The organism is Pantoea sp. nfd-35 (assembly GCF_056892255.1).
In genome coordinates this window covers 4,363,987-4,377,504 of record NZ_CP122403.1, presented here as the reverse complement: position 1 = coordinate 4,377,504, position 13,518 = coordinate 4,363,987, and the positions used below count along the sequence as shown (strand labels likewise).

8 protein-coding genes are annotated in these 13,518 nt (G+C 54.6%); all 8 read left to right on the top strand.

The genetic code is table 11. The features are described 5' to 3' along the window. Window positions 1-6: 6 nt before the first annotated feature. The 8 genes from dppD to bcsD all read left to right on the top strand — a co-directional run bounded on the left by dppD (window position 7) and on the right by bcsD (window position 13,514). Window positions 7-993 (top strand): dipeptide ABC transporter ATP-binding protein, encoded by a 987-nt coding sequence (gene dppD, locus P9J57_RS20200; RefSeq protein WP_013024031.1) that lies wholly within the window; start codon window positions 7-9, stop codon window positions 991-993. Then, entirely contained in the window at window positions 983-2,011 is a 1,029-nt protein-coding gene (gene dppF / locus P9J57_RS20195; RefSeq protein ID WP_028716126.1) for a dipeptide ABC transporter ATP-binding subunit DppF, read from the top strand. Before dppD ends, dppF begins: the two co-directional genes overlap by 11 nt. An 839-nt stretch (window positions 2,012-2,850) precedes the next feature. Continuing rightward, window positions 2,851-3,438: a cellulose biosynthesis protein BcsO gene (gene bcsO, locus P9J57_RS20190; RefSeq protein WP_013024033.1), complete on the top strand. Its 588-nt coding sequence runs from the start codon at window positions 2,851-2,853 to the stop codon at window positions 3,436-3,438. Beyond that, window positions 3,429-4,232 (top strand): cellulose biosynthesis protein BcsQ, encoded by an 804-nt coding sequence (gene bcsQ, locus P9J57_RS20185; RefSeq protein ID WP_014594990.1) that lies wholly within the window; start codon window positions 3,429-3,431, stop codon window positions 4,230-4,232. Before bcsO ends, bcsQ begins: the two co-directional genes overlap by 10 nt. A gap of 54 nt (window positions 4,233-4,286) precedes the next feature. Beyond that, window positions 4,287-6,392 carry a UDP-forming cellulose synthase catalytic subunit gene (bcsA, locus tag P9J57_RS20180; RefSeq protein ID WP_207806462.1) on the top strand — a complete coding sequence of 702 codons (2,106 nt, stop codon included), beginning with the start codon at window positions 4,287-4,289 and terminating at the stop codon, window positions 6,390-6,392. Next, window positions 6,389-9,250: a cellulose biosynthesis cyclic di-GMP-binding regulatory protein BcsB gene (bcsB, locus tag P9J57_RS20175; protein WP_015701307.1), complete on the top strand. Its 2,862-nt coding sequence runs from the start codon at window positions 6,389-6,391 to the stop codon at window positions 9,248-9,250. Before bcsA ends, bcsB begins: the two co-directional genes overlap by 4 nt. Window positions 9,251-9,261: 11 nt before the next feature. Beyond that, complete coding sequence (locus tag P9J57_RS20170; protein ID WP_483279357.1) at window positions 9,262-13,068, top strand: cellulose biosynthesis protein BcsC; 3,807 nt, start codon at window positions 9,262-9,264, stop codon at window positions 13,066-13,068. Then, the gene (bcsD, locus tag P9J57_RS20165; protein ID WP_013024038.1) at window positions 13,068-13,514 is read left to right on the top strand and encodes a cellulose biosynthesis protein BcsD; all 447 of its coding nucleotides are present in this window, start codon (window positions 13,068-13,070) and stop codon (window positions 13,512-13,514) included. Before P9J57_RS20170 ends, bcsD begins: the two co-directional genes overlap by 1 nt. Window positions 13,515-13,518: the final 4 nt, after the last annotated feature.

The following is a 13,518-nucleotide window of genomic DNA, read 5'->3' as shown; positions in this document are numbered from 1 at the left end:
ACCGAGATGGCATTATTAAATGTAGATAAATTATCGGTGCATTTCGGCGACGATAAGGCACCGTTCCGCGCAGTTGATCGCATTAGCTACCAGGTTGAGCAAGGCCAGGTGGTGGGCATTGTTGGCGAATCCGGCTCGGGTAAATCCGTGAGTTCTCTGGCCATCATGGGATTGATCGATTTTCCCGGAAAAGTCATGGCGGAAAAACTCGAGTTCAATCAACGCGATCTGAAGCGGATTTCTGAAAAAGAACGTCGTCAGTTAGTGGGCGCCGAAGTTGCAATGATTTTTCAGGACCCGATGACCAGCCTGAATCCCTGCTATACCGTGGGCTACCAGATCATGGAAGCCATCAAGGTGCATCAGGGCGGTAATAAAAGCACCCGCCGCCAGCGGGCAATTGACCTCCTGAATCAGGTGGGGATTCCCGACCCCGCTTCGCGTCTGGATGTTTATCCTCATCAGCTTTCGGGCGGGATGAGCCAGCGCGTGATGATCGCCATGGCTATCGCCTGTCGTCCAAAGCTGCTGATTGCTGACGAACCCACAACCGCGCTGGACGTCACAATTCAGGCACAGATCATTGAGTTGTTGCTGGATCTGCAAAGGCAGGAAAACATGGCGCTGATCCTGATTACTCACGATCTGGCGCTGGTAGCGGAAGCCGCACACCACATTATTGTGATGTACGCCGGGCAGGTTGTGGAAAGTGGCAAAGCGACGGATATCTTTAAAGCGCCGCGTCATCCTTACACCCAGGCACTGCTCAGGGCGTTACCGGAATTCGCGGCGGACAAAGCACGGCTGGCCTCATTACCCGGTGTCGTGCCTGGAAAATACGATCGTCCGTCAGGCTGCCTGCTTAATCCGCGCTGCCCTTATGCCAATGACCGCTGCCGTAAAGAAGAACCTGAACTGCGGACGATTCCGGGACGTCAGTCCAAATGTCACTATCCGCTGGACGATGCCGGGAGACCAACTTATGAGTCCTGATAATACAAAGCACGAGTATCTGCTGCAGGCTATCGACCTGAAAAAACACTATCCGGTGAAGAAAGGATTGTTTGGTCAGGAACGCCTGGTTAAAGCGCTGGATGGCGTCTCTTTTAATCTGGAGCGCGGTAAAACGCTGGCGGTTGTCGGAGAGTCTGGCTGCGGTAAATCCACACTGGGCCGTTTACTCACCATGATTGAAACGCCAACAGAAGGTCAGCTTTACTGGCACGGTCAGGATTTGTTAAAACACGATCCCCACGCCCAGAAGCTGCGTCGGCAGAAGATTCAGATCGTCTTTCAGAATCCGTATGGTTCTCTGAATCCACGCAAAAAAGTCAGCCAGATCCTGGAAGAGCCGCTGGTTATCAATACTTCACTCAGTAAAGCGGAACGTCGCGAGAAAACGCTGGAGATGATGGCAAAGGTAGGATTGAAAACCGAGCATTACGATCGTTATCCCCATATGTTTTCGGGTGGCCAACGTCAGCGTATTGCCATTGCCCGTGGCCTGATGCTTGAGCCAGACGTGCTGATTGCTGACGAGCCGGTTTCAGCACTGGACGTGTCCGTACGGGCACAGGTGCTTAATCTGATGATGGATCTGCAGCAAGAGATGGGGCTGTCCTATGTGTTCATTTCTCACGATTTATCCGTGGTCGAGCATATCGCAGATGACGTGATGGTGATGTACCTGGGGCGCTGCGTGGAAAAGGGCAGCAAAGAGGCGATTTTTGCCAATCCACGTCATCCTTACACCCAGGCCCTACTTTCTGCCACGCCGCGGCTCAATCCTGATGAGCGTCGTGAACGTATTAAGCTGACCGGGGAACTCCCCAGCCCGCTGAATCCACCGCCCGGCTGCGCATTCAATGCCCGCTGCCGGCGTCGTTTTGGCACCTGTGTCCAGCTGCAGCCCCAACTCAAGCAGTATGGCGACCAACAGATAGCCTGCTTCGCGGTTGACCAGGATGAAAGCCAGCTAACGGCATCAGTCGAGTCTGCCAGCCAGCCTTAATCAGTGACAGGCGGAATCCTCGTGGGGTTAACCACAGGGATTCCGCCATCACCGCCGTACGTTCATTTCGTTATTCTGTCTGTTTAACGACACAACGTTTTCATTCGCCTTCGCCTGTGAAAGTCCAGCAACGTGCGATGTGCGTTCCAGATTCCGTGCCACATCCTGCCGGCGAAACGTGCTGCCTGGGCGCTGCTGCTGCGCCTCCGAAGCCTGTTCATCAGCGTAACCTTTTCGTACCGGCACAATCATTAGCGGGTGGTCATGAGGGAAAACGAGAGGTCTTCACCCTAATTGATACATTAGCGACATGAACAGGGGCGTTTTCAGTGCCAGCGTTCTACTGTAGCAGGATGAAGTCGCTTTATTTTTTTACCCCGTGGATGGATTAAACAAACCGACCCCTGAGATAAATGTCCTAAAAGATAATGATTTCAACAGCGATCGGTTTTTTAATTAGCGATAATTAGCAGGGTAATACTTTACCAGCCGTAATTTGAAAACACGGAATCTGTCCAGGGAAAAGGCACACCAGCCGGTAAAATGCCGAACCGAACGAAATTTTTTTTGCCTAAAAATACAAAGGGTTGGAACAGCGGCTATCCTGATGTAAGCGATCGCTAAGATGTTAATCACCTGTGAAAATATTTAACTTAAGATGGTCTCAACAATTTTTACGGATATATGTGAAATAGTACTCATTTTTTGCTAAAGAGTAGTGATTAGTATTAAGCTTTCTTATTGAATTCGTCGGTTTTGTAATCAGAATTATCTCACTGTGTTTAAATTATTATGATATATTCCTGGAAAAATCCCCCCTTAGTTGTAGGCCAGGGTCTATGAAAAATTACGACGACTTGCAGCGTTTTAAGGAAAAGACAAAAACGCTCGACATCGCCTTTCAGGATATGTCAGGCCAATCGCAGGAAGCGGCGGATAAAAGCAAATGGTCTCTCATTCGTCAACTGGCGAGCGAAGACCAGCACATGCCTTTTAGTGGGGGACAACGTATTGATCTGCCTCAGCCCCAGCCGATTCAGGGTGACGAATTCAGCATGCCTGAGGTGACGGAGCGTTCTCAGCCTGTCACGCCGCCTGCTGCTGTGTCTTCGCATTCTATTATGGATAGCCTGACCAATAGCGAACCCGATGTTGACGTTGTGGCGCCCGTTGCCCCTTCTTCTGCCTCACCTCTCTTCCCGGCTCCCTCCGCGCAGTCTGTTGCACAGGATGCGGTGAGGGTTTCGCCCGTAACTGAGAAAGAAACGCGGATACCACAGGTAACGGCGCAGCCGAATACTGACGTTCCTGCCACAGATCATAGCCGTTTTAGCGGGCTCTTCCGCGCGCGCAGCAGTGGGTCAGAAAATTTACCAAAAGAAACGTTATTAAAACCGCTACTGGAGAAGATTGCCTTATGCCGTTAGTTTGTGTGTGCTCGCCCAAAGGTGGGGTGGGGAAAACGACGTTGGCAGCGAATCTGGCCTGGAGTCTGGCCCGTTCAGGTAGCAAAGTGTTAGCAATCGATTTTGATGTTCAGAACGCCCTGCGCCTTCATTTTGGCGTGCCGCTGCACGATGGACGCGGCTTTGTTGCGCGCTCGGAGGAACAGGCGGACTGGAGCCAGTCTATTCTGACTACCGGCGGAAATATTTTTGTCCTGCCCTACGGCAACGTGACCGAATCCCAGCGCGAACGGTTTGAAGAAAACCTGACCAAAGATCCTCACTTCATTAAGCGCGGCCTCGACACGTTACTGAACTATCCCGGTCTGGTCATGGTCGCGGATTTTCCGCCGGGCCCCAGCCCTGCGCTTAAAGCGATAAAGACCTTAGCCGATATGCATCTGGTCGTGATGTTGGCCGATACCGCCTCAGTATCGTTATTACCGCATATTGAAGAAAATCGCCTGATTGGTCAGCCGCTGAACAGTAAACACGGACATTATTTTGTTCTGAATCAGTGCGACAATCGCCGGAATATTAATCGTGACGTGACGGCTTTTATTCAGCAACGTCTCGGCGATAATCTTTTGGGCCAGATTCATCGCGATGAAAGTGTGGGTGAAGCGAATGCCTCACAGCAATCTGTTTATGATTTCAGCCCGTCATCCGCCGCTGCCTTTGATATTGAACTGATCGCTAAACGCGTCGCCAGTATTCTGAATGTCAATGTAGGGAATGGCGAAGTTCAGGCACAGATTCACACCAGCAACTATTAAATGTAATGACCTGGCCAGGCCAGGTTTAAAAAAACAGCTCTTTCAGGGTGGAACATGGGTAAAATCGGGTTTTACCTGCTGCTGCTGGTGCTTGCACCTGTTGCTGCGGTGATCATTATCACGCCAATGGATAGCCAAAAGCAGTATATTTTTGGCTTGATAAGCATCGGTATGGTGTTTTTATTGGGGGGCAGTAAAAGCCGTAAAATAACGGTCGTAATGGTTATTCTTTCCGCCCTGATGTCGTCCCGATATATATGGTGGCGAACAACGGAAACCCTGTATTTTAATTCTGAAATCGAAGCGATACTTGGCATCGGCTTATATATTGCTGAGCTGTACGTCTGGCTGATTTTAATCCTGGGTTTCCTGCAAACCACATGGCCATTAAAACGTACTATTGAACCCTTGCCAGAAGACACCCACTTATGGCCAACGGTCGATGTCTATATCCCGACATATAATGAAAGCCTCGACGTGGTGCGCGACACGGTTCTGGCTGCCCAGTGCATCGACTATCCACGCGATAAAATTAAGGTTTACCTGCTTGATGATGGTAAACGCAGAGAATTTGCCGTTTTCGCTGCCGATGTGGGAGTGGGCTATATCACTCGTGATGATAACAGCCATGCTAAAGCGGGTAATCTTAATCACGCGATGAAGATTACCAAAGGGGAGCTGATTTGCGTCTTTGACTGTGACCACGTCGCCACCCGGACTTTCCTGCAGGCAACGGTGGGGCCGTTTTTGAAAGATCCTAAGCTGGCACTGTTGCAGACGCCACACTACTTTTACTCGCCGGATCCGTTTGAGCGTAACCTGAGTGCCGCTCGCAGTATTCCTAATGAGGGATCGCTGTTCTATGGCCCGGTTCAGCAGGGTAACGACAACTGGAACGCGACCTTCTTCTGTGGTTCCTGTGCTGTAATTCGTCGTTCAGCTCTGGAAGAGATCGGCGGCTTCGCAGTAGAAACGGTTACCGAAGATGCGCACACCGCGCTGAAAATGCAGCGTCTGGGTTGGGGATCCGCGTTTCTGGCGATTCCGCTGGCTGCTGGCCTGGCGACCGAGCGCCTCGGGCTGCACGTTATTCAACGTACACGCTGGGCCCGTGGTATGACGCAGATTTTTCGCGTGGATAACCCGCTGTTCGGCCGTGGCTTAAAATGGCAACAGCGGCTGTGCTACCTGAATGCCATGTTGCATTTCCAGTTTGGTCTGCCGCGAGTGGTCTTCCTGACCGCGCCGCTTGCCTATCTGCTGTTTAATCTGAATATCATCCATTCGTCGGCGTCGCTGATTTTCGCCTACGTTTTGCCGCATCTTGTCCTCTCCTTGTATGTTAACTCACGCATGAATGGCCGTTTCCGTTACACCTTCTGGGGTGAAATCTATGAAACGGTCATGTGCTTTCATCTGGTCATCCCGACTATCCTCACGTTGCTTTCACCCAAACACGGAAAATTTAACGTGACGGATAAGGGCGGCGTACTGGATCAGGGATTCTTTGATTTCCATATCGTTCGTCCTCACGTCATCGTTGCATTTCTGCTCAGCATCGGCATTGTGGCGGGCATCGTGCGCGCCACCATGCATGACTATTTTGGCGTGGATCCCTACGTGATTGCGCTCAACGTCGGGTGGGCAGTCTTTAGCTTAATCATTTTGATGGCAGCCATTGCCGTGGCACGCGAAACCAAGCAGGTACGAAAAACGATTCGTATCGAGGTACAGATTCCGGCCATTATCCACTATGCCAGCGGCATCTCATCCCGCACGATGACCAGCGATCTGTCGATGGGCGGCGCGAATCTGGATGCGCCAGATAATCGTCATGAGCACGATACGATTGAAGAGATCGATCTGATACTGAAATCAGGCACCATTACTATTCCGGCGACCAAAATATCGGGCGATGAAGAAAGCATTCGTCTGAGCTTTGGTGCCATGCCGTTGGCACGTCGCCGCGAACTGGTGCGCGTGGTACTGGCGCGTGCCGATGCGTGGATCCAGCCTGAATATAAGCAGGACAATCCGTTAACCTCTCTGGGCACCATCATTCGAACGGTTTTTGAACTGTTCTGGCTGACCTGGCGAGATCGTCGTGAGAAGCGTAAGAGCGGCCCAGACGTTGCGGCGAAAGAGGACAGCGCAGTATGAGGATCTTGATACAGTCGATGCTGGCCGGTTCTCTCTCGGCGGTGCTGTGGGTCATTCCGGCCTCGGCTGAAACGCCCCTTGCAGACAACAGTGTGATGCCAAACAGCAGTGCGGCACCAAATAACAGCGCGGCTCCGACCGACAGTGCGGTACCGCATAACAGTGCGGCTCCGACCGACAGTGCAGTACCGAATAACAGTGCGGCTCCGAGCGACAGTGCGGTACCAAATAACAGTGCGGCTCCGACCGACAGTGCGGTGCCAAATAACAGTTCGGTACCGAATAACAGTGTGGCGCCAAATAACAGCGCGGCCCCGGGCAGCGACCCTGCACTTAGCAGCCAGATCACGCCTGCGGACAGCAGTGCGGCGGATAACCGCTCGGCATCGAGTGTTGCGACTGGCGCGCCTGAGAACAGTACGGTATCTGCCAGCCCGACGGCGCCCGTTAAGGGTGCCGCCGTTGCCGATTCGGCCACACAGATCGGAGAAAAGGTTCCCGCAACGGCGGATGCACAGCCTGCCGGCAGCGCTTCGCCCGTCACTCAGGACAGCAGCGCGTTATCCAGCGTGCCACCGCCAGCCGGCCTCGGTAATGCGGAAACGGGTCTGGAGGCCGCCGCAGGCGAAACGCCCTACAGACCAGGCCAGGCCGCTTCCTCCGTCGACACAACCTCAATGGTCAGCAGCATGCTCAACCAGCCGGTGAGCAGCACGCTAAACGTGGCACAGATGGGACAACGTCAGGGCATTACGCTGACTGGCGGACAACTGCAGTCAGGCATCATTTTTACCCTACCGGGCGACGAGGTGGTGACCAACGCGCGTCTCAACCTGTCCCTGCGCGTTTCCCAGGCGCTCGCCGCGCGCAATACCTCATTGCAGCTGATGTTAAACGGACAGCCGCTTGGCACGCTGCCGCTGGGGTCGGGTGACAGCGATGAAAGCGATTATCAGCTGGACATTCCGGCAGCGATGATTGTGTCCAGTAACAATTTGAGTTTCAAAATTAACGACGCGGACAAGCTGCTGTGTGAAAAAGACAGCGCAGAGCAGTACCAGGTCACTATTCTGCCTAAAACGATGCTGAGCCTTGAAGGCCAGCAGTTAAATATTGGCACCAGCCTGCGTAATTTCCCGCGTCCATTTATCGATCCTCAGCGTATGACTGCGGCTGACGTGACGTTTAGCTTTGCCGACAATGTCACGCCGGATACGGTGACTGCGGCGGTGCTGGTGGCCTCCTGGTTGGGTATTCAGAGTGATTATCGTGGCATCCATTTTCCTGTCGTGCGCGGTAATCTGCCGGAAAAAAACGGCATCCTGTTTGGTCATCCTGGTGACAGGATCGGTACGCTAACCTTCCCAGCCAGTCGTGGTCCATCCCTGCAGATGGTCGATAATCCGGGTAATCCGGTTTATAAGCTCCTGCTGGTCAGTGGCGAAGATGAAAGTCAGCTGCGCCAGGCCGCTTATCGTCTGACCACCCAGCCACTGGCGACCGATAGCAACAGCATGCAGGTCAAACCGCAGTCCATTGTCCTGCGCAGTCCTTACGATGCGCCGCACTGGATCAATACGACGCATCCCGTGCGACTGAGTGAACTGCTGCGTAAAGATCAAAGCCTGACGGCGACCGGCATCTGGCACGATGCTATGCGGGTGAATTTCCGCGCTGCACCCGACCTGTTCCTCTGGGATGGCGATACGGTCCCACTCTATTTGCACTACCGTTTCCCGTCGGAAAACTGGATTGACGAGAAAAACTCGCTGCTTAACGTCACGTTGAACGGCACGTTTTTGCGCAATCTGACGGTGAATAAAGTGGGCTTACTTGAAAGCGCCTGGCATCGCTTAGGGGGAGATGCGCGTCAGGAACATTACCAGATTAACCTTGATCCCTATTTGATTTATGGCGACAACCAGTTGGCGCTTTATTTTAACATCAAGCCTAAAGCCGATGCGCCCTGCGGCGTTTTGCTGAACAACAATATCAAAAGTCGAATCGAAGACGATTCCTGGATTGATCTCAGCCACACGCGGCATTTCAGTATGCTGCCCAATCTCTCCTATTTTGTGGGTGCCTCTTTCCCGTTTTCCCGGCTGGCTGACTTTTCGCAAACCACGCTGCTGTTGCCTGAAAATCCAAGCGATGCGGAGATCTCAACACTGTTAAACCTGTCTGCCAGGGCAGGAAATGCTACCGGCGTGGCGCTGGCACAAAATCAGGTTCTGTTTGGTCTGCCAGTCGGCGGCAATAACCTGGCTCGCGTTCAGCAAAGTGACATACTGGCAGTGAGCACGACAGGCAACAGTGCGTTTAACCAGGCGATGCTGGCGAACTCCCCGTACGAGGCCAACGGCAGTGCGTTAGGGGTTAAAGAGCCGTCTGCGCTCGAAAAATTACGTAGCTGGCTGGTGGGCGACTGGTATCGCCAGCCGCTGGATGCCGATCGCTACTTCTCTTCGAATGAGTCCTGGCGTGGGTTTCTGAGCTACCGCTCAATGTGGAATCCGGATCGTCTGGTGGTCATGGCAGTGGCGACCAGCGACGATCAACTGCTGCGCCTGCACGGTGATTTAGGCTCGGCCCGCATCAACGCGGCGGTACGCGGTGATACGGCGATTATCACCGATGAGAACGGTATCCGGAGTTTCCGGGTGGGGCCACAGTTCCCTAGCGGCGAGATGCCGTGGTACATGATGGTGGTGTGGTACGCGAATCAGCATTCGGTATTAATGGCGCTGGCTGCACTGCTGTTCTCCGCCATCGTGGGGAGTGCCGCGTGGGTGATGCTGAAACGACATGCGTCGCGGCGTCTACAGTCAAAACACAATCGCGATGCCGGTAAGAAGTAAGGGTCATCATAATGAATAAAAACCAAATCAGTGCCGGTATCTGTCGTGCGTTGTTACTGGGCGGGGCGCTCTCGCTGTCTTTGCCATTGCAGGCGGCGGAGAGCAGCAACCCGGCCTTGCAGGCGCTCTTTGATCAGGCGGCCTACTGGCATCAAAAGGCTCATGACGACCTGGCGAAAGCGTCACTGCAAAAAGTGCTCATGGTTGAGCCGAACAATACTCAGGCGCTTTATCTGCTGGCGCTCTATTCGCAACAAAGCGGTGACAACGCAGGAGCGATGCAGTATCGCACGCGTCTCAGTCAGGTTTCACCTGACAATCCGCACCTTGCTGAACTGGATAATGCCCGTCAGTTGCAGACGATTCCCCAGGCGCAACTCTCGCTGGCCCGTCAGCAGGCCAGAAGCGGAAATATTGCGGCGGCCTTGCAGACCTGGCGCAATACCTTTAGCGGCAACGAACCGCCCGCCAGCGTGGCTGCCGAATATTATCTGACCATGGCCGGCGATCGCACGCTGCTGCCACAGGCGATTGAAGCGTTGCGCGAGTTTTCAGCCCAGCATCCTCAGGATACGGGGGCCAAACTGGCGTTGGGCAAGGCGCTGACTTATCAGGACTCGACCCGACGTGAAGGCATTGACTTGCTGAGTACGCTGGCAAGTGGCAATCAGGATGCCGATCGTTCTCTTCGTCAGGCGCTGTTGTGGCTGGGTCCACAGGCATCGGATGCCTCGCTTTACCAGACCTGGCAGCAGCGACATCCCCAGGATAATGCGGTAATGGACTATTACCGCAAGAACGTGGGCGGAGCCGAAAAAGGCGCGGGATTTAGCGCGCTTAACAGCGGCGACGTGAACACGGCAGAAAGCAATTTCGGCAAAGTGTTACAGGCTAACCCGCAGGATGCGGATGCGCTGGCCGGGATGGGATACGTCGCGCAGCGAGAAGGCCGTTATCAGGACGCAGCGGATTATCTGCAGCGCGCGGCGCAACTGGGTGGCGATCAAAGCGCCGATCGCCAGAAGCAGGCTGCTGATGCGCGTTTTTATGCGCAGTTAGCCAGCGCCCAGCAGGCCTTTAAAAATGGCGACAGCGCGCAGGCACTGGCGCTGAGCGAACCGCTGACGCATGCCGAAGGTGAGAAGGGCGTTGCGGCCGGCTTATTCCGTGCCGATATTTTGCGCCGCAGTAATCAGCCCGATCAGGCAGAGCAGGCTTACCGCGCGATTCTGAAAACCGATCCCGATAACCGGAGCGCACGCGAAGGATTGTTCTACGTGCTGCGTCAGCAGAACCGCAGCGCTGAAGCCAATACGTTACTGGCCTCATTGCCGGAAAGCGTCAGGCAAAGTGTGGCGCCGCGAGGCAGCAGCGTTGATCCGATTCGCCAGCAGGCGAAACGTCAGGTCGCGGCAGGCAATATCAATGCCGCGATTGCCACCCTGCAGCAAGGTATCCAGCGTTATCCGCAGGATGGCTGGTTACGCCTCGACCTCGCCCGCCTTTATCGCCAGCAAGGGAATACCCTGCTGGCGGCAGGCGTCATGCAGCCGGTGATGCGGAGTGGTGCCAGCACCACGGAACGCTATGCGGGCGCTATCAACGCCAGTGAAAGTGGAGCCTGGCAGCAGGCAAGTTCCCTGTTGGCGGGTATCCCTGCCCGCGAGCAAAACCGTGATATGCGGGAACTGGCGCAGCGTGTGAATTTCAATTTGCAAATGGCCACGGCCGACCAGTATCTGGCGCAAGGATCGAATGCCGCAGCGGCAAACACGCTGAAAGCGCTGGCGGTGAATCCGCCTGATAATCCTGTTGATGCCGGGAACCTGGCACAAAAGCTGGCCAAGGCCGGCGATATCAACAGTGCGGTGGCGGTGGTTCGCGGAAATATGCAGCGCGGTGTTCAGGGGAATGCCGGAGATTATGCCGCTCAGATAGCCGTACTGAATCAGGCCGGGCTGGACAATGAGGCACAACGTTTTCTTAGCCTGCCCGAACTGCAGACACGCAGTACACCAAAGCAGCTGGCAGAGATACGTGAAGGTTACCTGATTAACGACGTTGATCGGCTGCGACAGCAGAAGCAGTATGCAGCTGCCTACGATAAGCTGATTGGTGCACTGCAGCGCGATCCGCAGAACCGTGATTTGATGTTCGCCATGGCCCGTCTGTATCAGGACGGCAAAATGAATAAAGACGCGGGCGTCGTCTACGACTATTTGATGACCCAGGATACGCCATCCCAGGATGCGCGCGTTGGCGCAATCAATGTCGCGCTGGCACAAAATAACGTGCAGCGTGCCAATGAGCTGGCAAAAGGACTGACGTCTAGCCAGACGCCACAGCGTCAGTTGCTCCTGGCGCAGGTCGCCGAGGCCAATGGCGATCACATGCAGGCCATGCGCTATCTACGCTCGGCGCGCGGTCAGATTATTGGTTTGCAAGGCGCACAGCCGGGTGCCACGCCGACCATTGGCGGACTGGCCCTGGCCGACAATCCCTTTATCAATCGCAGTACCTCGCCCGTGGGGCGCACGCCGTCCAGCTATGGCACCGTGCTGCCGTGGCAGGTTGCGCCGGTATCCGCAGAGGGCGCGCAGGAGGGCACCCTGGCCAGTGCCAACACGGTTTCCTCTCAGCAGGCTCAGACGCTGCACGATGTTGACGCCATGATGGAGACGTTGCAGGAAAAGACCGGCACCTGGGCGCAGGGCACCGTGCAGGTGCGCGGGCGTGACGGTGAGTCAGGGTTGAGTCAGTTATCGGAAGCCAAAGCACCGCTGACCTTCTCTACCGTGCCCTTTGGCGATGCGCGTTTCAACTTTACCATGACACCCGTTTCACTCACGGCGGGTAGCGGTGCAGGCGATGCCTGGCGTCGCTTTGGCACGAATGCGCTGGAGCAGGGCAAAGTGGTCGCGGCCGGTCTTGCCAAAGTTGACGATGTCCCGACTGCCACAACTGATTCGCAAAGCGCATCCGGTGTGGAGCTGAATCTTGCCCTTCAGGGCGACAGCTATAAAGTCGATCTGGGCAGCACGCCACTGGGCCAGGATCTCAATACGCTGGTGGGAGGGGTGCAATGGTCGCCGAAACTCACGGATTTCCTGACGCTGATTCTGACCGGTGAGCGCCGGGCTATTACCGACAGCCTGCTGTCTTACGTTGGCGCGGAAGACAAATCCAGCGGCAAACGTTGGGGTAATGTCACCAAAAACGGCGGCAATGCGCTTCTGAGTTATGACAACGGCGATGCCGGATTATTTGTCGGGGCAGGCGCTTACAGCTACGTGGGGAATAACGTGGCCAGTAACAATAACCTGCAAGCCAATGCGGGTGTTTATGTCCGTCCTTTCTATGCTGACGATCGTGAACTAAAGGTCGGCATGAGCCTGTCCTGGATGAATTTCTCGAAAAACCTCAGCTACTTTAGCTATGGTCAGGGCGGTTATTTCAGCCCGCAGGACTATGCGTCGATTTCTTTCCCAGTCGACTTCTCACGCACGTTTGACGATCTTAAAGTTAACATTGGCGGCGCAGTGGGTTACCAGAGCTACAGTCAGGATAAGAGTGCTTATTTCCCGGGCGATGCGGGCCGTCAGGCGCAGCTGGAGCAGCTGGCTGCCAATGGCAATGTGAAAAGCGCCTTCTATGAAGGCAACAGTAAAAACGGTGTAGGTTATAACCTGCATGCGGGCGCGGATTACAAAATTGATAAAGATGTCACGATTGGCGGACAGCTGGGTTATGACACCTTTGGTGACTATAACGAGAGCACGGCGCAGCTCTATTTCCGTTATTTATTCGGAGAGAAGTAATGAGTGAAGCATTTAGCGGGATGACCCACCCGTATCAGCCTGGCTGGTTTGATCTGGTCAGCGTTATGGTCGAAGGAATGATCGCCAACGCAGGCCAGGAGCAGGCGGAGGCGTTTCTGCACAGCATGGGCGAATCGCTGGCGACACGCTATCCTTTACCTGAATCGCGTACGGTGCAGGATTTCGAACGAGAAGTGAACCTGCAGCTGGCCCGGTTCAGTTGGGGATTTGTGCAGTTACAGCCGCAGGAAAACGCCCTGTTGATTAAGCATCATGCTCTGCCTGTCGGCGACAGCACACAGTCGGTCGCTCACTGGCAGGCGGCATTGAGCGCCATCCTGGCGGGGATGTTTTCTGGCTGGCTTCAGGGCCAGGGCGGCAGTAAAACCGTACCGGTTGTGCTGGAGCTGAACGATGGTCATACCATGCATTTTCGATATCAATAAGGTG

Excerpts from the sequence above, each read along its gene's own strand:
- dppD (WP_013024031.1), top strand. The coding sequence starts at position 7 with ATGGCATTATTAAATGTAGATAAATTATCGGTGCATTTCGGCGACGAT.
- bcsQ (WP_014594990.1), top strand. The coding sequence starts at position 3,429 with ATGCCGTTAGTTTGTGTGTGCTCGCCCAAAGGTGGGGTGGGGAAAACG.
- dppF (WP_028716126.1), top strand. The coding sequence starts at position 983 with ATGAGTCCTGATAATACAAAGCACGAGTATCTGCTGCAGGCTATCGAC.
- bcsO (WP_013024033.1), top strand. The coding sequence starts at position 2,851 with ATGAAAAATTACGACGACTTGCAGCGTTTTAAGGAAAAGACAAAAACG.
- bcsD (WP_013024038.1), top strand. The coding sequence starts at position 13,068 with ATGAGTGAAGCATTTAGCGGGATGACCCACCCGTATCAGCCTGGCTGG.
- bcsB (WP_015701307.1), top strand. The coding sequence starts at position 6,389 with ATGAGGATCTTGATACAGTCGATGCTGGCCGGTTCTCTCTCGGCGGTG.
- P9J57_RS20170 (WP_483279357.1), top strand. The coding sequence starts at position 9,262 with ATGAATAAAAACCAAATCAGTGCCGGTATCTGTCGTGCGTTGTTACTG.
- bcsA (WP_207806462.1), top strand. The coding sequence starts at position 4,287 with ATGGGTAAAATCGGGTTTTACCTGCTGCTGCTGGTGCTTGCACCTGTT.